This window comes from Pseudomonas sp. FG-3G (assembly GCF_901007645.1).
Taxonomy (GTDB): domain Bacteria; phylum Pseudomonadota; class Gammaproteobacteria; order Pseudomonadales; family Pseudomonadaceae; genus Aquipseudomonas; species Aquipseudomonas rhizophila.
Genome location: NZ_CAAKGZ010000019.1, coordinates 1 through 21,302, shown reverse-complemented (window position 1 = coordinate 21,302; position 21,302 = coordinate 1). Strand labels below are relative to the sequence as shown.

At 57.2% G+C, this 21,302-nt stretch carries 21 protein-coding genes and 3 pseudogenes; 4 read left to right on the top strand and 20 right to left on the bottom strand.

Going from position 1 to position 21,302, the window contains the following annotated elements:
- Positions 1-2: 2 nt before the first annotated feature.
- Positions 3-1,694 carry a thiamine pyrophosphate-binding protein gene (locus tag PSEUDOMOFG3G_RS09330; RefSeq protein WP_139049721.1) on the top strand — a complete coding sequence of 564 codons (1,692 nt, stop codon included), beginning with the start codon at positions 3-5 and terminating at the stop codon, positions 1,692-1,694.
- On the opposite strand, the gene PSEUDOMOFG3G_RS09325 is transcribed toward PSEUDOMOFG3G_RS09330, so the two are convergent.
- From PSEUDOMOFG3G_RS09325 to PSEUDOMOFG3G_RS09310, 4 genes are read right to left on the bottom strand one after another with little or no spacing between them, the layout of a single operon-like run.
- Positions 1,677-2,543 (bottom strand): sugar phosphate isomerase/epimerase, encoded by an 867-nt coding sequence (locus tag PSEUDOMOFG3G_RS09325; protein WP_139049720.1) that lies wholly within the window; start codon positions 2,541-2,543, stop codon positions 1,677-1,679. The genes PSEUDOMOFG3G_RS09330 and PSEUDOMOFG3G_RS09325 overlap by 18 nt on opposite strands.
- A gap of 1 nt (position 2,544) precedes the next feature.
- Complete coding sequence (locus PSEUDOMOFG3G_RS09320) at positions 2,545-3,777, bottom strand: NAD(P)/FAD-dependent oxidoreductase (protein ID WP_139049719.1); 1,233 nt, start codon at positions 3,775-3,777, stop codon at positions 2,545-2,547.
- 18 nt (positions 3,778-3,795) lie between these two features.
- The gene (locus PSEUDOMOFG3G_RS09315) at positions 3,796-4,116 is read right to left on the bottom strand and encodes a MocE family 2Fe-2S type ferredoxin (protein ID WP_047229685.1); all 321 of its coding nucleotides are present in this window, start codon (positions 4,114-4,116) and stop codon (positions 3,796-3,798) included.
- Positions 4,117-4,152: 36 nt separating this feature from the next.
- Positions 4,153-5,241: a fatty acid desaturase family protein gene (locus tag PSEUDOMOFG3G_RS09310; protein WP_139049718.1), complete on the bottom strand. Its 1,089-nt coding sequence runs from the start codon at positions 5,239-5,241 to the stop codon at positions 4,153-4,155.
- A gap of 162 nt (positions 5,242-5,403) precedes the next feature.
- On the opposite strand from PSEUDOMOFG3G_RS09310, the gene PSEUDOMOFG3G_RS09305 reads away from it, so the two are divergent.
- Positions 5,404-6,447 (top strand): LacI family DNA-binding transcriptional regulator, encoded by a 1,044-nt coding sequence (locus PSEUDOMOFG3G_RS09305; protein ID WP_139049717.1) that lies wholly within the window; start codon positions 5,404-5,406, stop codon positions 6,445-6,447.
- Positions 6,448-6,528: 81 nt separating this feature from the next.
- Here the strand turns inward: PSEUDOMOFG3G_RS09305 and PSEUDOMOFG3G_RS09300 are convergent, their stop codons facing one another.
- Both PSEUDOMOFG3G_RS09300 and PSEUDOMOFG3G_RS09295 read right to left on the bottom strand, forming a co-directional pair.
- Positions 6,529-7,305: an SDR family oxidoreductase gene (locus PSEUDOMOFG3G_RS09300; RefSeq protein ID WP_047229688.1), complete on the bottom strand. Its 777-nt coding sequence runs from the start codon at positions 7,303-7,305 to the stop codon at positions 6,529-6,531.
- Positions 7,299-7,631 carry a nuclear transport factor 2 family protein gene (locus tag PSEUDOMOFG3G_RS09295; protein ID WP_139049716.1) on the bottom strand — a complete coding sequence of 111 codons (333 nt, stop codon included), beginning with the start codon at positions 7,629-7,631 and terminating at the stop codon, positions 7,299-7,301. Before PSEUDOMOFG3G_RS09295 ends, PSEUDOMOFG3G_RS09300 begins: the two co-directional genes overlap by 7 nt.
- 106 nt (positions 7,632-7,737) lie before the next feature.
- On the opposite strand from PSEUDOMOFG3G_RS09295, the gene PSEUDOMOFG3G_RS09290 reads away from it, so the two are divergent.
- A complete protein-coding gene (locus PSEUDOMOFG3G_RS09290) occupies positions 7,738-8,655 on the top strand; it encodes a LysR family transcriptional regulator (protein WP_139049715.1) in 918 nt (305 codons plus the stop codon).
- 23 nt (positions 8,656-8,678) lie between these two features.
- Here the strand turns inward: PSEUDOMOFG3G_RS09290 and PSEUDOMOFG3G_RS09285 are convergent, their stop codons facing one another.
- The gene (locus PSEUDOMOFG3G_RS09285; protein WP_047229691.1) at positions 8,679-10,118 is read right to left on the bottom strand and encodes an HD domain-containing phosphohydrolase; all 1,440 of its coding nucleotides are present in this window, start codon (positions 10,116-10,118) and stop codon (positions 8,679-8,681) included.
- Positions 10,119-10,206: 88 nt separating this feature from the next.
- On the opposite strand from PSEUDOMOFG3G_RS09285, the pseudogene PSEUDOMOFG3G_RS09280 reads away from it, so the two are divergent.
- Positions 10,207-10,460: pseudogene (locus PSEUDOMOFG3G_RS09280) on the top strand (alpha/beta hydrolase); the annotation flags it as partial.
- 435 nt (positions 10,461-10,895) lie between these two features.
- Here PSEUDOMOFG3G_RS09280 and PSEUDOMOFG3G_RS09275 read toward each other — a convergent pair.
- From PSEUDOMOFG3G_RS09275 to PSEUDOMOFG3G_RS09220, 13 genes and pseudogenes are all read right to left on the bottom strand, one after another.
- Positions 10,896-12,341 (bottom strand): DUF6311 domain-containing protein, encoded by a 1,446-nt coding sequence (locus PSEUDOMOFG3G_RS09275; protein ID WP_257220703.1) that lies wholly within the window; start codon positions 12,339-12,341, stop codon positions 10,896-10,898.
- Positions 12,326-12,715, bottom strand: a pseudogene (locus PSEUDOMOFG3G_RS09270) (FHIPEP family type III secretion protein); the annotation flags it as partial. The gene PSEUDOMOFG3G_RS09275 and the pseudogene PSEUDOMOFG3G_RS09270, both read right to left, overlap by 16 nt.
- On the bottom strand, positions 12,712-13,785 hold the full coding sequence (locus PSEUDOMOFG3G_RS09265; RefSeq protein WP_139049714.1) for a flagellar biosynthesis protein FlhB: 1,074 nt from the start codon (positions 13,783-13,785) through the stop codon (positions 12,712-12,714). The gene PSEUDOMOFG3G_RS09265 and the pseudogene PSEUDOMOFG3G_RS09270, both read right to left, overlap by 4 nt.
- On the bottom strand, positions 13,782-14,531 hold the full coding sequence (locus tag PSEUDOMOFG3G_RS09260; RefSeq protein ID WP_257229552.1) for a flagellar biosynthetic protein FliR: 750 nt from the start codon (positions 14,529-14,531) through the stop codon (positions 13,782-13,784). The genes PSEUDOMOFG3G_RS09265 and PSEUDOMOFG3G_RS09260 overlap by 4 nt, the downstream gene beginning before the upstream one ends.
- A 14-nt stretch (positions 14,532-14,545) precedes the next feature.
- Positions 14,546-14,845, bottom strand: a complete 300-nt coding sequence (locus PSEUDOMOFG3G_RS09255) for a flagellar biosynthetic protein FliQ (protein WP_257220696.1) — start codon at positions 14,843-14,845, stop codon at positions 14,546-14,548.
- Between the two features lie 244 nt (positions 14,846-15,089).
- Positions 15,090-15,380, bottom strand: a complete 291-nt coding sequence (locus tag PSEUDOMOFG3G_RS09250; RefSeq protein WP_139049712.1) for a DUF3077 domain-containing protein — start codon at positions 15,378-15,380, stop codon at positions 15,090-15,092.
- 496 nt (positions 15,381-15,876) lie between these two features.
- A pseudogene (locus tag PSEUDOMOFG3G_RS27995) lies at positions 15,877-16,357 on the bottom strand (IS4 family transposase); the annotation flags it as partial.
- 138 nt (positions 16,358-16,495) lie between these two features.
- Positions 16,496-16,888, bottom strand: coding sequence for a hypothetical protein (locus PSEUDOMOFG3G_RS09245; protein WP_139049711.1), 393 nt, complete (start codon positions 16,886-16,888; stop codon positions 16,496-16,498).
- A gap of 5 nt (positions 16,889-16,893) precedes the next feature.
- Positions 16,894-18,678, bottom strand: coding sequence for a hypothetical protein (locus PSEUDOMOFG3G_RS09240; RefSeq protein WP_139049710.1), 1,785 nt, complete (start codon positions 18,676-18,678; stop codon positions 16,894-16,896).
- A 46-nt stretch (positions 18,679-18,724) separates the two neighbouring features.
- Positions 18,725-19,381, bottom strand: coding sequence for a transposase (locus tag PSEUDOMOFG3G_RS09235; protein WP_257220695.1), 657 nt, complete (start codon positions 19,379-19,381; stop codon positions 18,725-18,727).
- A 202-nt stretch (positions 19,382-19,583) separates the two neighbouring features.
- Positions 19,584-20,207: a T6SS immunity protein Tdi1 domain-containing protein gene (locus tag PSEUDOMOFG3G_RS09230; RefSeq protein WP_139049708.1), complete on the bottom strand. Its 624-nt coding sequence runs from the start codon at positions 20,205-20,207 to the stop codon at positions 19,584-19,586.
- Positions 20,208-20,210: 3 nt separating this feature from the next.
- A complete protein-coding gene (locus PSEUDOMOFG3G_RS09225) occupies positions 20,211-20,612 on the bottom strand; it encodes a hypothetical protein (RefSeq protein ID WP_139049707.1) in 402 nt (133 codons plus the stop codon).
- A gap of 29 nt (positions 20,613-20,641) precedes the next feature.
- A complete protein-coding gene (locus PSEUDOMOFG3G_RS09220) occupies positions 20,642-20,935 on the bottom strand; it encodes a hypothetical protein (RefSeq protein WP_139049706.1) in 294 nt (97 codons plus the stop codon).
- Positions 20,936-21,302: the final 367 nt, after the last annotated feature.

Below are 21,302 nucleotides of genomic sequence, written 5' to 3'. Positions count from 1 at the left end.
CCATGCCTTCAGGATCCAATGTTTTTTTCAACAGCCGCGGGCAACGCGGCGCGGACCTGTTCGTAGAAGTGCTTCGCAGCGAGGGGGTACGTTACGTCTTCGGCAATCCGGGGACAACCGAACTGCCTTTGCTCGACGCCCTCTCAGGCGCCTCAGACATCCAATACATCCTCGGCCTCCAAGAGGCCTCAGTCGTAGCGATGGCCGACGGTTATGCGCAGGCATCCGGTCGCCCCGGCTTCGTCAACCTCCATACGGCCGGTGGACTCGGCAATGCAATGGGCGCAATTCTCAACGCGAAGATGGCGAATACGCCGCTTGTCGTCACGGCGGGCCAACAAGACACGCGACATGGCGTGACCGACCCGCTGCTCCACGGAGACCTCGTCGCTCTCGCCCGACCGAGCGTCAAATGGGCGGAAGAAATTCATCATCCCGAACACATCCCGATGCTGCTGCGTCGTGCGTTTCAGGACTGTCGCACAGGGCCGGCCGGTCCGGTTTTCCTTTCCCTGCCGATAAACGTGATGGAGCAACACACGGATGTAACGGCCGGCCCGCCATCGCGAATCGAGCGCGGTGCCGTGACCGGGGCGATTGAGGAATTGGCCGCTGCCTTAGCGGCAATTACCCCCGGTTGTCTGGCGATTATCGTTGGAGAGGAAGTGTTCCAGTCGAGCGCGGAAGTTGAAGCCGTGAAGCTCGCCGAAGCACTCGGCGCGCCGGTCTACGGGCCATCCTGGCCCGGGCATATTCCGTTTCCGACGGCTCATCCGCAGTGGCGGGGAACGCTGCCTGCGAAGGCTTCCGATATCAGAGAGACGTTCTCTGACTTCGACGCAGTCTTCCTGCTCGGCGGCCATTCGTTGATCAGCTATCAATATTCCCAGGGCCCCGCTATTCCCTCTCACTGTCGCCTTATCCAATTGACCGGCGATGGACACCAATTAGGCAGAGTCCACGAGACAGCGCTAGGGCTGATCGGAGATTTAAGACTCTCCTTGCAAACGCTGTTGCCGATATTGGACAAGAAATTGGTCCCACACAGCGAGGCAATCGCAACGCTGCGAAACGTCGCAGGCCAAGAACGCGATACACGTCGTGCCGACGTCGTCGCTCGCGTCAGTCGCGAATTCAACACGCCGGTGACAACGCCTTTCGTGGCTGCCCACGAGGCTATCCGGGCAATCGGGCCGGACGTCTGGATCGTCGACGAAGCACCTGCCACGATTCCTCATGTCCGTGCCTGCCTGGACTCCCATTCGGCCCGCCAGTATCTTTTTACCCGAAGCGCCATCCTGGGCTGGGGCATGCCGGCGGCTGTTGGTACGTCGCTTGGCCTGGACCGCAGCCCGGTAGTCTGTCTGGTCGGTGACGGCTCGGCAATGTACTCACCGCAAGCACTCTGGACGGCGGCGCATGAACGGCTGCCGATCACGTTCGTTGTCATGAACAACGGCGAATACAATATTTTGAAGAGTTACGCTCGTAGCCAGGCGCACTATCTGAGTGCAAGCACTCACCAGTTCATCGGCATGGACCTCTGCGACCCGGCGATCGATTTCCTGGCCCTCGCCTCTTCCATGGGGATCCCTTCCCGCAGGATCGAGCGCGCCAGCGATATTGCAGGAGCTGTCGAAGAAGGTATTCGCTCAGGCTGCCCGAATCTCATTGAACTACCGATCATGCCCTGAAGGAATGGGCGCACCTTGTCCCTGCTGACACTCACCCCAAACACCCCGCATCAGTTCCTTCAGCAGCAGCGCCTCGCCCCAGCGATCCGTTATGTCGCGCCCATCACTCCCTGTGATCGCATAGGGTGGCGGGCCAAGTTCACAGGTGAAGGACAGGCTCGCAGGAGTGTTCGGTCGCGCGAGCCAATCCTTGATTCCGTAGCGCCACCAGCCCAGAAACCGGTCCAACCAGGGGCGATGCTGGGCAAAGGTCAAGGGCACCTGGACCTGCTCACTATTAGCGACTCGCCCGTGAAAACCCCAACTGTGTCGTAGGATGGTGTGAATCTGTTCGTCGTCTTCGACCGCGGCCGGCTCAGGCAATTCGCGGCCCACAACGTAATGGGACAAGTCAGCCAACAACTTGAGGTCGGGCATCTGCGCGAGCAAGTCGAGGGTGAACAACAGGTCACTGGTGAGACGATAGCGGTGGGTTTCCAGCAGGATCGGAAAGTCCACCTGCTCGGCCAGACGCTGCCAGCCTTCGATCAGAGTGATCGCCTGTGCCAGCGTGCGCGGCCGGACGTCGGCTTGCAGCGTGAGGTGGTGGCAGCCGTAGCGGGAGGCCACCTCAAGCGCTTGCGCCAAGTCACTCACGGTGCGGGGAAACAGCTGACCTTCGATTTGCAGGCCTTGCGCCTTGGCAGCGGCATGCAGACGTTCGGCCTGTGGCGCGACCCAGAAATGGTCGGTGACCCCATCGAAGCCAGCAGCGGCAATCTTCTCCACCTGCGCCTCCAGGCAAAGATCGCATTGACCCCGGTGATCTTGCATGGCCCACAGGGACTGAAATACCAGGAACTCACGCATGTCAGGGCCTTAGCAGATGTTTGAGCGAGACATCGGCGTCGGCCAATGCGTCCACAGAGAGTGGAGTCAGGTTGGCAATCAGCCGTTCACACAACTTGATGTCCTTGGCAACGCTGTTGCCCTGCCCCCAGCCGCAGGCGCCTTGCAAACGTTGCTCGGTGTCCAGGTAGAACAGCAGCAGACCACCGCCTGCCAAGGTGCGAACAGCCGAAGGTGGCGTCGGTGGGATCACGCCCACCGTCTGTAAGCCCCAGTCGTACTGATCAGACCAGAAGCCGGGAACACCCTCGAACGGCAGCTCGCCGCCCAACAGATTCAATGCCGCGTGACGGCCCTGGGTCTCGGCATTGCGCCAGGTTTCCTGGCGCTGGAATAACGCATCGGCGTGCAGGCGAAACTCACACACATCGCCGGCAGCAAAGATGTCTGGCGCGCTGGTGCGCAACTGGGCATCGACTCGAATCCCCTGGCCCACTTCCAGCCCCGCCGCCGCGGCCAATTCAATGTTGGGTTGCATGCCGATACCGACTACCACCCAGTCACAGGGCAGCACCTGGCCGTCCACCAGTTGCACCGCCTCAGCGCGTTCGATGCCTTGTACCCTTTCAAGCGCTACGTTCAGCCGCACGTCTACGCCCTGTTGCCGATGCAATTCCAACAAGGCCTGGGACACAGCTTCAGGCAATACTCGCCCGACCAGTCGTGGCCCGGCTTCCAGCAACGTCACCTGACAGCCTAAGGTTCGGGCCGTTGCCGCGACCTCAAGGCCGATAAAGCCCCCGCCGATGATCACCAGGCGCGTGCCGGGGATCAATGCGCTGCGCAGGGCCAGGGCTTCGTCATGGGTGCGCAGGTAAAGCACGTTGGCCAGTGGTTCAGGCACCAGGGACAAGCGACGCGCTCTGCCCCCGGTCGCCAACAGTAATCGGCTGTAGGGCAACCAACATCCGTCGGTCAATTGCAGGCGGTGGTGCTGCGGATCCAGGCTTTTTACCGGGTTGCCCGCCAGGTGTTCGATGTTCAGTTCAGTGAGCCGGCTATCCCTCCACAGGCGGCAATCGTCCAGGTCCATCGTGCCCTGCAGCAAGCCCTTGGACAGCGGAGGACGCTCGTACGGCAAATGGAGTTCATCGCCGATCAGGATCAGCCGACCGGTATAACCCTGCTCGCGCAAGGTCAGCGCCGCGCGGCCACCGGCATGGCCGGCGCCGACGATAATCAGTGGAGCATTCATGGCGTGCACTCCTGGCGGTCAAGCCGAAATGGCGAGCAGAACCCGCCCCGCGTCGACCCGTACCGGAAAGGTCTTGAGGTTGACGCACACTGGCGCCCCCAAGGCTTTGCCGGTGCGATAGTCAAAGCGCCCGTTGTGCTTGGGGCACTCGATGACGTGGTCCATCACCAGGCCGTCAGCCAGGTGGATCGACTCGTGAGTACACAGGCCAGCGGTGGCAAAAAACTCGTTGTCAGCAGAGCGGTAGATGGCATAGGTATGCGGACCGTGGTCGAAGCGAATGACGTCTTCTTCATTGATTTCGCCCACGGCGCATACATCGATCCATTGATCGTTCATGGCGTTTTCTCTTGTTCGGGGTACAGCCGGAAGGTGTCAGCCCAGGGTGGCTTCAGCCTTTGGATGAGCTTCGGTGGCAGGCCTTGAGCTACCGACGGGGCGGCGCACGAAATACGTCGGGTCCTTGCGCTGCTTCAAGAGGGTCGGAATGATTTCCTTGAAGGCCTCACCTATGTTGGCGTAAGGCGGCGGGCAGTCGTGGCGGATCTCTTCATGGAGTTGCGCCAGGGCGTGGTACGGCACCATCGGGTACATGTGGTGCTCAAGGTGATAATTCATGTTCATGTACAGAAAGCGCAGTACCCGGTTCATATAGATGGTGCGGCAGTTGCTGCGGTGGTCCAGCACGTCTTCCGCCAGGCCTACATGTTGGGTGAGGCCAAACAGGTAGGACAACCAGCCGCCATACAGGATGGGCAGGCCGATATACATCAGTGGTAACCAGCTGTGCAGGTAAAGCGCCGCGCCAAAGATAACGGCGTAAATCACGAGCCAGATACGGGCCGCCAGGAACACCTTGGGCCATTCGGACTCAGGAATGAACGTCTGTTCCTGGGCATCCATTTTGCCAACCGCGTGCCGGCACACGCCCCCCATCGTCTTCAGCAGCAACGGGATCTGGAACAGGCTCAGCAGCATCATGAACAAGCTCGGTGGACGCGGTTCGACGATTTCCGGATCGCGGCCGACGACGATGGTGTCGGTATGGTGCCGGGCATGGCTCCAGCGCCACACATGGGGCTCGAACATGCACATGAAGCTCGCCACCTGGTAGAGCGCATCATTCATCCAGCGAGTCTTGAAAGCTGTGCCGTGGCCGGTTTCATGCCAGCGCGGGTTGGAGGCGGTGGCGTACAGAACGCCATACGCTAGAAAAAACGGCACACAAGCCCAAGTGCCCCAGAACCAGTAGCCGCCGAAGCCGGTGGTCAGCAGGGCCAACAGCCAGATGGCGGTGTCGAGCAAGGCCGGACCGTCGCGGCGCTGCATCAGTTGCTTCATGCGTTGACGGGAGATGGGCGACTGGTACCAACTGGCCGATACAAGGCCTTTTTCAGCCGCGCGTGCGGCTTCAGGGCCGGTCAGGCGATAGTCCCGAGTAGAGGCGGTGTTGTCTTGAGACATTGTTATTGTTCTCCGCAAGCGTGAGATGTCAGGTGCTTTGCGTAAGAAAATATAGAGAGCGTGGAAGACCCCCTCAAGGGCTTGAATACATTCCCTATCAAGCTATCATCCAGCTCGTGCGGGGCTTGATAGTTTTCTATCAAGACGCTTTGAAGGTTCATCATGAATAACAATAAACGCCCCACCATCGCCACGGTCGCCGAACACGCAGGCTTAAGTGTCGCCACCGTCGACCGCGTGCTCAACGCTCGCGCCCCGGTTAATCCAGCCACTGCCGAACAGGTGCTTCAGGCCGCCGAAGCCGTGGGTTATTTTGCCGCGCGGCTGATCGGCCAACGCATTCTCGAACGTCGCCCCACGTACCGTTTCGGCATCCTGCTGCTGGGCACCGCCCAGGCGTTCTACGCCAACCTGGCCCAAGCCATCACCGAGGCCGCGCAGCGCCAGGCCGGAGCCAACCTGACCTGCCAATTCGAATACGTTTTTGATCGCACCCCCAGCGCCATCATTGCCCAGATCGAACAGTTGGCAGTGCAATGCGACGGCCTGGCGGTGGTCAGCTTCGCCCACCCGCTGATCAACGCCGCCCTTGCCCAGATTCGCGGGGCCGGAGTGCCCGTGGTGGCACTGCTGTCGGGCATTCATGAGGCGGCGACCGAGCCCTATGTCGGCCAGGACAATCAAGTAGTCGGGCGCACGATGGGGTGGCTGCTGGCCCGCACCTGTGGTGCGCGCAAAGGCAGCATCGGCATTCTGCTCGGTGGCCATCGCTTTCTTGGCCACCAGGAGCGGGTCGAAGGCTTGCACAGTTACTTGGCCGAACACGCACCTGGGTTGCGCCCGCTGGAGCCGCTGATCAATCTGGATAACTGCGACATCACCGAGGAAGCAACCCTCGACCTGCTGGTTCGGCATAGCGATTTGCGCGGGTTATGCGTGGTAGGCGGCGGTGGCGACGGGATCATCAACGCGTTGGCGCAACTGCCCAAGCGCCCGACGCTGTGCTGCATTTTGCAGGAGTCCACCGAGCTGTCACGCCAAGCCCTGGCTCAGGGTTTGGTCGACGTGGTGATCGACTCTCAGCCGCGCCAGACCGCAACGGCGCTGGTGAATCTGTTGGTGGAATTGCAGACTGCGCAGCAGTTCGATCCTGTGCGTCACCGGGTGCATATTCCGCTGCAGATTGTGACATCGGAAAATACCTAAAGCTGATGGGCTGGCGGTACAACCTGCTCGGTCTTTGATGGCACGGCCTTCCTGCTTATGCCTGTCGGATCTACCTCCGGGCTAAACCGTTGGTACTGTTCCGCCGTCGATCACAAACTCACTTCCCGTGATAGATGCCGCTCGCGGCGATGCCAGGAAACCGATCAGGTCAGCAACTTCGCAAGGCGTCGATGGGCGGCCGAGCGGGATACCCCCAAGTGCTTTCATGATGATCTCTTTGCCACCTTGGTAGTCAGTACCTGCCTCCTGCGCGAGTCGCTCGGCCAATGCGACCGACGCTTCGGTTTCAACCCAGCCCGGCGAAACCCGAACCACGCGGACGCCTCTGGGCGAAACCTCTTTCGATAAACTTTTGCTGTACGTCGAAAGCGCGGCCTTGGCCGCCGCGTAAGCTGTTGTAGCCTCCGGCAGTGGCAGCCGACTCTGGATGGAGGTGACGTGGATGACGACCCCTTCCCTGCGCTCCAGCATCCCCGGGAGCAAAGCGCGATCGAGGCGCACCGCCGGCAACAGGTTCAAGCTGAGCTCTCGTTGCCACTGTTCCTCATCCAGCGCAGCGAAACCGCCGCCGGGTGCCGACGAACCACCCAGGACGTGGATCATGATGTCCACGCCACCCAGCCGCTGTTGGATCGCGGCGATCAGTACATCACAACCTTCCCGGGTCGAAAGATCAGCCGCAATCAGAAGAGCGCCCGGCATTTCCACGTCCACCTGCCTGGCCGAGGTAATGACCTTCGCACCCTCGGCCAGTAACAACTCGACGACAGCCTTGCCGATGCCTTTGGTGCCACCGGTGACGAGGACCCGCTTGCCAGTCAAACCTAGATTCAGCATGGCGTGATCTCCAGGGAACGGATTAGACCGTCTTCCAGTGTGAAGAGGTAACTCAGTTGAACCGGGCTACCGGGGAAATTCCCAACAAGGCGCGCAATGACAGTCAGCTCGCCCTGCCCTTGCAGGGCTTGCAGTGGTTGGACCTGATAGATGAAGGCTATGCGTGCCTCCTGTTGCCAGGCTTCGATGGCAGCCGTTCCTTCGTACGTTTTTCTTTCATCGCAAACCGTGGCGTCAGAGCGGAAGCAGCTCGCAAGTTGCGCTGTATCGCCACCATTGCTGATTGCAAAGTACGTCTGCACGACGTCGGGAAGCTGAAGGGTCATTTGCCGATCTCCTGGATGAATGTCCTGGAGCAATCTTGCTGCCTGACGGATAGTTTGTTCAACTGGGACAAACCTTTATGACCAATCCCGAAATTCAGGACAATCCATGCCACAAGATCGTTTAGGCCTCAGTGAGCTGGACGCTGTTATAGCGGTCGCACGCAGGGGCTCGTTTCGGCAAGCCGCTATCGATCTCGACGTCTCCACCACCGCGCTGAGCAACACCATCGCGCAACTGGAAACCCGCCTCGAATCGCGGCTGTTCAATCGCACGACCCGTAGCGTGGCCATCACCGAAGCCGGCAAGATATTTCTGGAGCAGGTGGGGCCAGCCTTGCAGGATCTGCGTGCTGCACTCGATGCAGTGCGATCGCATAACGCCGGGCCCTCAGGCACGCTGCGTATCAATGCGTTCGCCAGCGCTGCCCGATCGGCGCTCCTGCCACTGGTGATGGAGTTCTTGCAGCATCATCCGCAAGTACACATCGACCTCGTCACCGAAGGCCGTCTGGTGGATATCGTGGCTGACGGCTTCGATTTCGGCGTGCGCTCAGCAAGCCTCGTTCCGAACGACGTGATTGTCGTCCCGCTCGGCCCTCCGCAACGGTACGCGGTGGTCGGTTCGCCGGCGTACTTCGAAAAACACGGTAAACCGCGAACGCCATCCGAGCTGCTCCAGCATCGCTGCATCCGCGTTCGACTACCGAATGGAGCGATTTTCCCGTGGCATTTCGAGCGGGACGGGGAAGTGACTCGCCTCGATGTGAACGGGCCGCTTACGCTGGATGAATCCAGCGTGGTCAAGGTGGCGGTGCAGGAAGGCATGGGGCTCGGTTTTTTCATGGAGCAGGACGTTCACAACGAAATCCGCACCGGACAGTTCGTGCGGACTCTCGAAGACTGGACACCGCCCAGAGACAAGCTGTGCCTGTACTACCCGAACCGCCGCAACCCCAGCGCGGCAGCCAAGGCATTCATCGACCTGGCACGCGCCAGTCAAGCCAAACTGGACGGGCTCGCCTGATTCAGGCTTGACCTTGACCTGGCTCAGGCAATCAACCCCAGTGTCAGCCCCTTCAAGGTAGCGGCTGCCCGGGTCGAGCATTCCAGTTTGCGAAAGATGCTTTCCATATGCGTGCGAACCGTGCTCGGACTGATGTCCAGCAGCCGCGCCACCTCCTTGTTGCTGGCGCCACGGCTGATCTCCAGCAGGATGCGGCACTCGCGAGACGTGAGTAACGAAGCCTTCGGTTGCCGCATCCGCCGCTCGCCACCTGCGGCGGCAATGACTGCTTCGCAAACATCGTTGTCGAACAAGCCATTGCCAGCATCCTGTTTGAGCAGCCTGGCTGCATCCGCTTCGCCGTAAGCCGATCGCCATGGCCTGGCTTCCCTTAGCGCGACCCAGGCTACCGATGTGGCGAACAGGCGATGCTCGGCACTCAGCGCATCACCCGCCACGCCTCGAAAATAGCCACTGCCGTTGAGCCGTTCATAGGCATGGGCTGCAATCTCTGCGGGCACAGCCAGTTCAGTGATAGGTCTAAGCGCCTGTTGCGTCCAGTAAGGGACAAGGCGCACCCGCTCCGCAGCGCTGTATGGCAGCGTTCCTGCGGTATTCCACAGGTGGTTCGAAACAGCTGCCCGGCCGAGACCGTAGATGAGCGCGGACTTGCCAATGTCTGTCAAAGTCGGTTCACGCAGCCCCCACAGGCGTGCAGCTTCCACGGCGACATGCGCGACCTGCCGCGAATGCCCTGCCAACCACGGCAGCTTCAAGTCGATTATGTCTCCCACCAACGTCAGTGAGACGCAACGCTGCTCATGCCCGTGGTCAACGGTTTTCCACAGCGTTTCCAGATCCGCCAGCCAGTCCTTTGCGTTGTCCAGAAGCAACGATACCAGCGACGCTGGATAGCGCCGATCCGACTGTTCTCTGATCCAGCGTAGCGCCGCATCCAGGCCGTGTGCACGACTGAGAATATCCAGATCGCCTGCAAGTACTACCTGATAGGCGACCTCCGGAATGTGCTCATGGGTCAGGCCCAGCGGCCGGCCAGTGCCGTCGTAGGTTTCGAACACGCGACACAAGCCCGCCTCGACGGCGGCACCGAGCTGGAGGGTTTTGGCGATGGCTCCAGACACCTCACAGTGCACGACGGCAAGCGGGGTTGCCTGATGCACCGCGTTCATTTGCTCATTGCCCAGCGTCAAATCGAGCATCGCGCGGCGGCCATCGACGTCGTCGCCCAGCAGATCCGCAAAGCCTTCGGCATTGGCGGTGCAACCCGACCAGCGCAGCAAGGCAACCTGTTCCGCTACCCTCAGGTGCTCACCGTCGCCGTGCTGGGCCTGCGCAAGCATCCGCGCCAGTGCGGCAACGCGCCGGGAATGACCGAGAGGTTGTCCCATGCTGAGGTCACCGACCTGGGCGATCGTCGCCAGTGCCCCACCCAGGGAGATGTCCAGTTGCAACTCACTATCCATGAAAAATGTCCCGGGGTCGGCTAATTGACCGAGGCCCACATCGCAGGCCGGTCAGCGGAATTTGAACTCCCGAACAGGAGCTCATCCAATGAAAACAATCAAATCGAAAATCGCTACCGTCGCTTTTGCCCTGGCCGGTACCTTCACCGCAAGCGCCAGTCACGCGCAGGATACAACGCCCTCCGTGGTGATCGTACACGGCACGTTCGCCGACGGCTCCGATTGGGCCAAAGTGGTGCCACTGCTCCAAGCCCAAGGGGTGGCCGTTACGGTGTGCAAAACCCGCTCACCTCGCTTGCCGACGATGTTGCCGCGACGCGCCGCGCCTTGAACAACCAGCAGGACGCTCGGTAACAGCGAAGCCTTCACCGGGCTGGTCAAACGCGAAGTTGTGCCCGGCCCGAAAGAACATCGCGTTATGGAGCAGTTTATCCGCCGCTCGGCCGTGACTTACTGGCACCGATCATGCCGCAAATTAGCGTGGGCAACACAATGGCGCCGTGCGTGGTCATCGGCGAACGCGCGGCAGATATTATCCTCACTGCGCAGGGTGTGACGGCTGCGGCCACAGCGCTGCACGGTAATTCATGAGAATACTGATACAGCCCAAACTCAGTGGCAGAAATGGGCCGAAAGCAATCTGTCGATATGAATGGAGGCAATTCTCAAGCACAAAAAAGCCACTCATCTGAGTGGCTTTTTTTGTGAGTTAGAGCGGGAAACGTCGCCTTTTGGGCAATACCGTATGTTTGGTCCCCCTGCGCCATCCACCCGCAGTTAGTTGACAGTCATCGTCTTCAAGCCAATCGCAAGTACTCGGGCATCATCGCCCAAGCCGAGCTGCTGCGGGCTTATCGCGTCTGCAAATTGCAATTGCATCCTCAAGAAGCCTTGATCGGCGATGCGTTGTTGCATTGAGGGCGTAACGGGTATTTCGAGGACGTTGCCTTCTGACTTCTCAAGCGTATGGGCCGATGCCAGTAAGCCATTGATAAGAACAGTGACTTTCTGCTGTGCATGCCCCGGCACAAGAAAGGCTGAGGCTTCCAAGCGAATGGAATGTACGAGGGTTGTCGCTCGCAATACTATTTCCGCATCGGTTCCCTCGGTCCAGGTGCCCCATTGTCCCGCCTCAGCCCACCCCTTTGCCAAATACGCAGTACCTGAATCGCGTTGATCGAATCGCACGGTATGCCCAAGCTCAAGTGGGGCGGCTGTCGGCGCCTGTTCATTTGTCAACTGCGGGCATTCGCTGCACTGCTTCCAGCCAGGCGCAAGCACGGTAAAGCCATCGATTCTGACGAAAAGATCAGCGGAGGTATCGACGGTACCCAACGCACGCAACATAGCCCGGTTGTCCATCAAGTACAGCGAATCCGGTTCGTACTTTCCCGAGGCTAAAGCCAGGGTTGTTTTTTCGTCAGCCTGTCGCCATTGCTTCATACTCACGCGCCCAAGGTAAACGGCGTCCGTTGGTAAATGATGGAGACCTGCAAAGGCAGAAACAGAAAGCCAATGTGGGGATAGATTTTGCGGCACGACCCAACGAACTTTCTGGTAATGAGATGCAGCGCTTTTCCAAAATGGATCGACAAAAGGTATTGCCCATTCGGATGCGGGCTTGACCATGAATGTTTTTCTAACGTCCGACCAGCCACTGTGCGTGTCGAAAACTTGTATCAAGAGCGCCATCCCCAATAGATACGCAGCAATTCTTGGCGTATGGGCACGAACGATCAGGAAGATAATCGCAAAAATCACAATGTAGTAAATCGGCCAGACCATTCGCCCGGAAGCACGGAAAATGTTCGCGATAGAAATCACTTGTGGGGGCAAGGAATAGCCAAACTCGAACGAGCCGATTGCGACATGGTTCGAGAACGAAAAAATGGCCAGGCCGATGAGCGCCAACCCCAGCATCGGACGTTTATACAGCGCCGAACCAAGCCCCGTGTTACCACGCAACCATCCTGCAAAGGCACAGATCGATAAAATAATCAGGCCTGTCCCCAGGAAAGCGAAACCGTCACCGTCCCCCAGCGCGCCTGGAAGATTTTTCAACGCATACGACCAATCCTGAGGGTTGAACAGCGTCAGGACGTTTGCCCGGTAAAGACCGAATCCATCAGAAGTAACGCCTGCGCGCTCGACGGCAACGAATCCAGGGTGAAACGAGCGGCGACCTCGGCCACGCGCTGGGCACCGCTGGTGACCACCACGTATTGCACCACCACCAGGATCAGGAAAATCACAAAGCCGATCACATAGTTGCCGCCCACCACATGGGTGCCCACCGCCGCGATGACCAGCCCGGCATCGCCATCGGTGAGGATCAGCCGCGTCGCGGAGATATTCAGGGCCAGGCGAAACAAGGTGGTCATCAACAACAGCGACGGAAAGGTCGAGAAGCTCAACGGCTTGTCGATGTCGAAGGTCACCAGCAGCACCATCAACGCGACGGCAAAGTTGGTCAGCAACAGCAAGTCCAACAGCCACGTGGGGATCGGCGTGAACAACACCAGTAAAATGCCAATGACCGCCACGGCCAGCAGCAGATCGCTGCCCTCGGAAAGCAGGCGCGATAACAGTGGCTTCATGGCGTAAGCACCTTATTGCCTGGCAGCGCGATCACCCAGCGATAGATACGCGCGACATCGGCCTGAGTCGAATCCGGAATCGCCGAATCGACCCGCGCCAGGGCGTGCAGCGCCCGCGCCAAGGGCGGACGACGCAAAATCGGCACCTGGTGCTTCCGCGCAACATGACAGATACGCCGGGCATGCAAGCCACGCCCCATAGCCAGCACCTTGGGCGCGAGCATGCTGGAAGGCCGGTACTGCAAGGCCACCGCGTAATGGGTCGGGTTGGTGATGATGACATCAGCGTCCTTGACCTGGCCCAGCGCAGCCGCTTTTTTCAGCAGCGCCTGCTGGATACCTTTGCGCTTGGCACGCACTTCAGGATCGCCTTCGCGGCGGCGATGTTCGTCCTTGGTTTCCCGACGACTCATGCGCATCTGCCGGCCGAACTCGCGGCGCGAATACCAGATATCAAACAGCGCCGCCGCCGCCATCACCGCCAGCACAGTAAAGCCCAACTGCATCAGCAATTGCTTGCCGGCCTGCGGCAACTCCAGGGGCGATATCGTCGCCATGCCCAACAATTGCGGCAACACGCTTTGGAACAGGTAATACAAAACCAGCGAGAACAACGCGCCCTTGACCAGCACCTTGATCAGCTCAACGAACATGCGTCGCGAAAAGAGTTTCTTGAGGCCCTGGATCGGATGGAGTCGTTTGAAATCCGGCTTCAAGGCCGTCATTGAAAACACCGGGCCGCTGAACAGCAGATTCGTCAGGATCGCCATCAACACCAGCGCACCAATCAACGGCAACAACCCGTACACCACCTGTCGCAGGCTATAGCCGCCCTGCTCGCCCAGGTAACCAAAGCCTTGCCCCAATTGCCCGGCATTGCCCAGCCACCAGTGGGTGTGAGCGGCAATGACACTCGCCAAGGGATAAGCAATGGCCGAAAAAACCATCAGGAACGTCAACAACATGATGAAGGACAACAGATCGGGGCTGCGAGGCACCTGCCCTTTCTTGCGGGCCTCTTCGAGTTTGTAGGGCGTGGCCTCTTCGCTCTTGTCCTGCTGATCGCTCATTGAACACCCGCCGGCGACAGGGCAAACCGCAAGGCGTTTTCAATCAGCAGCGGCAAACGCTGGACGATCATCGGCAAGGTCAGGATAAAAATGAACATGCCCACGCCCAACTTGAGGGGCAAGGACAGGAAATAGACATTGGCCTGGGGCATGGAACGGGACAAAAACGCAAACGCCACATCAATCAGCCACAACCCGAGGATCACCGGCACGACAATCATGAACGCCAGCAAAAACTGCTGCGTCATGACCGTCGCCAAAGACACGGACAACGTGGTCAGCGACACACTGCCGGGCGGAACCGCCACCAGCAACTGAGCGAACACCCTGAGCAAGTCGTGATGCAAATTGAGCACGACAAACAACGCACCCAACGACCAGACCAACAGCTCGGCCATCAGGCCCATCATGTTCGAAGTGCCCGGATCAAACACCCCGGCCGCATTCAAACCGATTTGAGTGTCGATCAACTTGCCGGCCATATCGACACCGGCATGGGCGGCATGAAAACCGAACGCCATCAATACACCCAGCAACAACTCGCCCAACACCACCGGCAGTGTGAAAACAGGGGCCTGGGTGAGCGTCATGCTGCTGACCAGCACGGCGGCCAACGCCAGTGCCAGGATCAACCGGACGGTCAATGGAATGCGCGAAAAAAACAGGACCGGCGAAACCACCACGAGCGGAATCAACCTGACCGACACGAGAAGCGCATTGAGGAAGAAGAATGTCAGCACACTCACACCAAAAAACGCGGCTAGAAGCTAGCGGCCTGAGTTAATGCACTGAGTGCGAATTGTTTGAGGACCGTCAACATCCAGCCACCAAACACCAACAGCATGACCACCGTCACGATCAGCTTGGGGATGAAGGTCAGGGTCATTTCCTGGATCTGGGTCGCGACTTGCAGGATGCTGACCAGCAGGCCGACGATCAGGATGGCCAGAAGTAGCGGAGCAGCCACCACCGCGGAGGTCAGCAGCGCTTCTTTGAGCGCGTAGAGCATGAAATCCTGCGTCATCCATAACCCCAACTGAGCTAGATCCAGGGTGCGCATTGGGCGCGCCATAGTCCGAATGGCAGATCGCCATTGTTTTGCCATGATGGCGATATAGTGTCAGCGGATGCAACAGGATGTTACGGGGTGGGGACGAATGGTGGCGGGGCGGGCTTGGATATCGAGGGAAACCCGGGGGACAGACCACGACTTGAGTTCCTGTAATCGGTCCGCCCCATAATCGTGGTCTACCCCGTTTTTTACCCGTTCCGGCGACTCGAATGTTTGCTGTCTCGGTGAGTCGTTAGCTATTGGAGTGTTTTGATTCCTCAGGTCTAACCGTCATGACTTTCACTACATCGTCAATCACAGCTTTGCTCATCTCCATTAAATAGTGAGCGGCCCAGGCATGGCGGTCCGTTTTCCTTTCGAAGGTTGCGTCCTCTGCAAGTCGGTAGGCGAGATGCAAGAGATCTGATGCTTGTTGCAACGCTTCATTCAACGGGACACCGCCATTAACACGGAACAGCGGACGATCGGAGCAATAATGGAATGGGGTGTAGCCGATGGTTTTTGCTTCTGCTCGTTCGGTCATTTGCGATCTCCACTGACTGAGATGCAGCAGGACCGCGATACAGAGCGGCGGAGTAGATGAGGCCGTTTTCTTGATCTATTGATATGCATTGTTCAACTCCCTTGATTCGAAGAGCTGCCGCATCCGTTACCAAGCGAATGGGTGGCAGCTGTGCGCAGGTTGGTAAACCGGGGAATCAAGGAAACCGGCACGTCAGAAGACGTCCCACGCACAGCTGCCATAAAACAAAATCGCAGGCCTGAAAGCCTGCAATCCTGTCTGTGCACTGTTACGCCTTATTCCACCGGGTTACCAAGCCCGGTCGCTGAATGTGCAGCGACATCCAGAGCGTAACGCGACAGAAAACCTCCGGCGAGAGGCTTAGGGCCAGAATAGTGCTTTTGGTGGGATTTTCAGAAGTTTCCTACGCGAGGACCCGATGCTCGCAGATCCCTCCGGGACAGACACGTTTTGCGGACGCAACTCAAATTCTCGAAGAACCTTGGAGAGACTTGAGCGCGTCAGTTACCAGGATGGGAATACAACCGTCAGGCAGTCGTTCGGCCAGTGTATTAAGCAAGCGTTGTTGGTAGCTCGGGCAACTCTCGCGCTCATGCACACTTTCATAAATGGGAAATGAGCGTCCGGCCAGCGGGATCGCTGCTCTCAACAAAAAAGCATCCCCTGGAGCATCAATTCGAGACCAGTCGACCAAAATCAACGGATGTTTTAGCGAGCCCAGCAACGCTCGTAACATCACCCAGTAGAACAGTGGACGCTCTGCTCTGAGGTGTTGATTACCCAGCAATCGGTCGACTCGCTTGATGGCATGCTTGGGGGTAAGCCCGGCCAGGCAGAGACCGCCCTAGGCCTGTCAGCGTCAGACGACGGCCTTGCAGTAACGAACTGACACAACTCATCAACGTAGTCAGACGGCGGGAATGGACAGAGGGAAGTGCTTGAGCGAGCGCTCTGTGTACAAATCGGATGGCCTGCATGGGTTCGGGATCTTGTTTTTGTGTTGTACAAACCAAGTTGCCGACTCATGCAGGTCTCTTCAATATTCCAACTTCTTGATTTTCTGTAAGAAAATTCGGGGATCCCTCAGGGTCGGCCCCCACTTTTTCTCCTCCCTTTCATTCATCAACTACAAATTCGAAGGACTCTGCTAAAACATCCCAATCAACCCAAGCAACAGGCTCGTCAAATAAACCCTCAAAAAGATACATTCGACAGACACCAGAATCATTGGATTGGGGAGGTAAGTCTTCCACTGAATACTCGTCCTTGAAGCCGTCTGGACTTTTTGGATCCCCTATGTATTCGGTCAAATCTCTTCGCGATGTAACAACACCTCGAAATATCAGCCTTCCGGATAATAATCGCGGACCACCGTCCATCAACGGATGTCCCATCATCGGAAGCAATCCATCCACAGGAATACACAAGGTTCTTCCTTCGACTACAGGATTACCTAGCCGAGACTCCGTAAAGTGAAGCTTGTCAAAATTTTCAGGAATTCGTCTCATGCGCCTCACCTTTTTTCAAGAATCGTACTTTGGACCTTCCAATTCGGAATCTTGACTCCATCAGTTGTTCTGAAAACATTCTTTTCAAACTGAGGCAATAGCGATCCAGATTCCCGTATCACACGAAGACCTAGACCATCTAACACCTCGACACTCGGCAAAATAGCTGTTGTATTTCTAGATGTAGCGTTAATGATGAGGTGACCACCCGGCTTTAACGCATCTGCTGCGCCGGGAAGCCAAGCCTCGCTTGTCAACCCTTTAATATATGGATTGCTTGCAACAACCTGATCTGCAACACCAGACTTTATTGGAAGTTGCAGAGCAGATGCTCGAATCCCCTGTTCCGCCACAATATCGATATTAATTGCTCCAGGGATCTGAGATGTTCGACCACCGAAGAGATCAATGACTACGGGCTCCCTCCCACCGATTGGGCCAATTTTATCATCCATCCGCATCGCATACCGCTGGGCTCCTTTCACTGCAGCCCCGACCTCGCCGATAGCAACCTCGGCACCAAATACGGTACCACTCGCAAGAATTCCAGCATTGTCGGTGCTAACACCCTTGGACTGGTAATAGTCGCCAACTCGTTCTATCGCGTAATCGCGTACCTGGCTTTTCGCTGCCCCAAGGACCGCCTCGGTCGCGATGCTGAGCCCAGCCCGCATCCACCCCATCAACGCATAGCTGACCGTCTCTGCCGCAAAACTAAGCAGCTTGGTCGCCCCCTCATGCTCAGCAGCGAACTGACCGAAGCCGACCAACCTTTCATGGACGACTGGAGTGAAGTCGTTCGCCCAGTCTACCCAAGTGCTGCTTCCGTTGAGGCTCGTAATGCCTTCCAGATCACCCACCGAGTATGTGATCGGCTCTTGTGGCGGCGGGACGCCTACCCATACACCGTCGCCCTCATAGCTCATGAAGCCGCCATTCTCGCCAGGTCGCGTTGGGTGAAGCGCAACCTGTCTTGTTCCAGGATGGGTATAGAACTCACTCAACTGCTCAGGAGGGACTCCATTGGCCAGCGCCCGCCTGAAGTCGTCCCTATATACCTCATCATCCGGCAGCCCAGCCAACTTCATTCCCCGCTGCACTGCCTCATCCGAAGATTCACGGAATTGATCCACGAAGAAGTTGCCCAGCGTATTACCAAAAGCATCCGCCGCGATCTGACCGTGATTAGGTCGTGAGCCCCCTAACCACTTATCGCTTATCACCGCCGAGGCGTATGCGCCGGCTTGGCCGCTCACGATCTGACCGGACAGTTGGTTGCCAAAGCGCCCATTCAAACCGCCGCTGACGTTGGCAGCCACCACTGAGGATGCCAGGCGATTCCAACTGAAGGAGGTGTCAAGGCCAACGATGCGATTGGCCACTTGGCTGGCGGCGTAGTTAAAAACGCCTTGAGCCGAATAGGTTCTGGCGGCACTGGCCGCGATTTGGGCCCAGGAACCTGGCTGAGCGCCTTGGGCCAATGTACCGACGCCGGAGGTGATTCCGTAAGTGAGGCCCCCGGTAATTCCGCTGGCGGCTACTTGCCCCCAGGAGAATTTATCCACTGCGCCCATGCCCATGCCAACCAATTGGGAAGCCGCGCTACCCACGGCGGCCCCGACGATTGCACCGCCAAGACTAATAGTGGCAGCCGTTCCTGCCGCGGCGGCGGACAGTGCAGCAGTACCTGCAGCGGCCGCACCGCCAAAGGTTGTGGCTGCTCCGCTGATCACCGCTGTGGCGGCCCCCGCCGTAAACACCGTCGCAACCACCGCCACCACCACCATCACGACGCTGGCTAACCCTTCGAAAACGGGGACAGACCACGTTTTCCAACTAAGACAGTGATCGCTTTCCAGGACGTCCCGGATGGCCTCGCTGAGCTCGCCGTCCGATCACTGCTTCAATTTCATTAGCAAATCGAGAGCCACCAAGCACATAGTTACCATTAGTGGCGGCCCGAATCTGGTCAACCAGCCCCACCCCCAGCTCGTTTCTAAAAAGCTCCCTGTAAGCTTCGGCAGTCGATTTGTTTGGCCCTCCAAGCGACAGATACTGAGCATGCGGGGTAATAAAATACGAAAACTCTGATTGTGCGTTAGCACGATAACTCGACCAACGATACTCCGCCGGATGCGTTACCATTCTAGCCCGGACAGGATTCATTTCTATATAACGATAGCAGGCCAAAACATAGCTTTCACTTTGAACAAGGCATGAACGAAAGCGCCCCTCCCATAGGGTTCCACTGCGTCCATATGTACGATTCACGTACTGCACATACCTCTGCCCTATCCCCTTCATAAGCGAACCCGCACTACTTTGCTCTTGAGGGCTGACTAACAAATGCACATGATTACTCATCAAACACCACGCATGAACTTCACACCCACTTTTACTGGCTTGCTCAGCAAGGAGTTCTATATAAAAAAGATAATCATCGTCCGAGAAAAAACAAACCGATCGATTATTCCCTCGTTGAATTAGATGCAAGGGTACGTCCGGTATCAAGACGCGTGCTCTGCGTGGCATATGGAGAGTCCTTTCATACAAGTCGGACCGAAAGCTTAGCCAACCCAAGAAAAGACATCACCTATTTCTATTTCCTACTGTTTCAGTCACTCAAAATATTTCACAGAAAACGTGGTCTGTCCCCGTTTCCCCTTCAATCATGATCTGTCCTGAACCCCAAAATTTAATCAATTGAAACCTGGTCAACAAGAGCACCAGGGGGAAGCCCCCTGACCTTTTGCATAACTTGCGCCATTAAAGCCCAATAAACATCTAGATCAGACAACTCTAAATTATTCACTGCATCTGCCCCCCCAAGAAACAAAGGCCTCTTGTAACCAATGCATTGTGACAGGCTCGGCGAAAGACCTCCTGCAGCAAGCCAGTCACGATAGAAACTTTCTGCAAGTGCTTCTTCGCGATAATTAAGCAACTCATCCTCATGAAAGCTTTCAATATTGCAAGGAATTTCTAAAGACTCGCCCGTTCCTGGTTCAAACATAACGACGCCAGGTCGTTTATCTTCGAGCCTGAAAGCATCGAGCGCGAAGATTCGACCAAGCCAATCGAAACCAAAGCAAGTTATCTTCCCAGCAAAATCAGGGAACATGCTTTGGATACGTCTATTCCAGGATTCAACAGACGAAGGAGCAATAATTCTGTAAATTCCCTTATTGAAAGATTTACCTCCAAAGTTATTCAACAACTCTGCAACGTCACCATCACCAACGGCAGCAACAGTCTCGTTTGCGGCATCAAGAGAAAGCCCCTCGTCAGGCAAGAACATCATACCGAACGCATTGAACATATTCTAATCTCCAATCGTAACGCGATTGATAACGGTGCCCGGTGGCAAATTTTTTATTTGATGCTGAACTTGGGAGCCAAGACTACTATTCATGCTAGCGTCAAGTGGCCACAAATTATCGATTGTTTTGGCGCCTCCCAACTGCAAATCGACCATATGATCAATATCACGTCCGGTTGGGGTCTGCTCTGTACGACGATAACAATTCATTGCTGCCGCTATTCCTGATCGTTCAGAAGCTGTTACTACAGTCGGAGCATCATTGAGAATTTTAGCTTTTGCGGCGGCCTCAACTCTTTGCTCATCGGTCCAACCAGTTTTGTGCTTAAGTGCGAGGTCAACTGCTTCACTACTTTGAGTAGCTTTACCGCTTATCTGCATGGCATAAAGCTTGGCACCATTCACCGCAGAAGTGACCTTCCCAGCAACGGTTTCTACACCAAACACCGTACCCTTAGCAAAAATAACGGCATTATCAGCTCGCACCCCTTGGACTGATAGTAGTCACCGACTTTCTCTATCGCGTAATCGCGAACCTGCCCGATCGCCGACCCGAGGAAGGCCTGGATCGCGATGTCGCGCGAAGCTGCCGCCAGCCCCATCACAGCATAGCTGACCGCCTGTGCCGCATAGCTAAGCAGCGCGGTTGCCACCTCATGCTCAGCAGCGAAGTTACCGAAGCCGACCAACCTTTCATGGACGACTGGAGTGAGGTCAGTCCCCGCCACACCACTTCCCCCCCAATATCCATCATTACCGGGGTTAAGCCATGAGTGACCTCTTCTACAAAACCTTGCTCAAAGATCTTTCCACCACCCTCGAGATGCAGCCTAGCGTTCGATGCCCGAGGGATGTGCGGATGGCGATACCGATCCGTTCTGCCATATCCAGTACCGTGTCATAGGTATGCGGATCTTCGATCAACGCTGCCATCAGCCAAGACCGCACTTCGATTTTTTTGCCCAGCTGTGTTTCTCGGAGAAATAAAAAGACCCAGCGGTGGCCTAGCCCCGGAATGGGTAATATGAATCGCCCTTCCTGCGAATACCGAAAGTTTCAACGCTGAGGCAGGGCTCACCAACAACAAAATGCAGC

Bases quoted from the DNA above. Each gene is read 5' to 3' on its own strand.
- PSEUDOMOFG3G_RS09330 (WP_139049721.1), top strand. From the start codon at position 3: ATGCCTTCAGGATCCAATGTTTTTTTCAACAGCCGCGGGCAACGCGGC.
- PSEUDOMOFG3G_RS09325 (WP_139049720.1), bottom strand. From the start codon at position 2,543: ATGCGTGAGTTCCTGGTATTTCAGTCCCTGTGGGCCATGCAAGATCAC.
- PSEUDOMOFG3G_RS09320 (WP_139049719.1), bottom strand. From the start codon at position 3,777: ATGAATGCTCCACTGATTATCGTCGGCGCCGGCCATGCCGGTGGCCGC.
- PSEUDOMOFG3G_RS09315 (WP_047229685.1), bottom strand. From the start codon at position 4,116: ATGAACGATCAATGGATCGATGTATGCGCCGTGGGCGAAATCAATGAA.
- PSEUDOMOFG3G_RS09310 (WP_139049718.1), bottom strand. From the start codon at position 5,241: ATGTCTCAAGACAACACCGCCTCTACTCGGGACTATCGCCTGACCGGC.
- PSEUDOMOFG3G_RS09305 (WP_139049717.1), top strand. From the start codon at position 5,404: ATGAATAACAATAAACGCCCCACCATCGCCACGGTCGCCGAACACGCA.
- PSEUDOMOFG3G_RS09300 (WP_047229688.1), bottom strand. From the start codon at position 7,305: ATGCTGAATCTAGGTTTGACTGGCAAGCGGGTCCTCGTCACCGGTGGC.
- PSEUDOMOFG3G_RS09295 (WP_139049716.1), bottom strand. From the start codon at position 7,631: ATGACCCTTCAGCTTCCCGACGTCGTGCAGACGTACTTTGCAATCAGC.
- PSEUDOMOFG3G_RS09290 (WP_139049715.1), top strand. From the start codon at position 7,738: ATGCCACAAGATCGTTTAGGCCTCAGTGAGCTGGACGCTGTTATAGCG.
- PSEUDOMOFG3G_RS09285 (WP_047229691.1), bottom strand. From the start codon at position 10,118: ATGGATAGTGAGTTGCAACTGGACATCTCCCTGGGTGGGGCACTGGCG.
- PSEUDOMOFG3G_RS09265 (WP_139049714.1), bottom strand. From the start codon at position 13,785: ATGAGCGATCAGCAGGACAAGAGCGAAGAGGCCACGCCCTACAAACTC.
- PSEUDOMOFG3G_RS09255 (WP_257220696.1), bottom strand. From the start codon at position 14,845: ATGCGCACCCTGGATCTAGCTCAGTTGGGGTTATGGATGACGCAGGAT.
- PSEUDOMOFG3G_RS09250 (WP_139049712.1), bottom strand. From the start codon at position 15,380: ATGACCGAACGAGCAGAAGCAAAAACCATCGGCTACACCCCATTCCAT.
- PSEUDOMOFG3G_RS09245 (WP_139049711.1), bottom strand. From the start codon at position 16,888: ATGAGACGAATTCCTGAAAATTTTGACAAGCTTCACTTTACGGAGTCT.
- PSEUDOMOFG3G_RS09230 (WP_139049708.1), bottom strand. From the start codon at position 20,207: ATGTTCAATGCGTTCGGTATGATGTTCTTGCCTGACGAGGGGCTTTCT.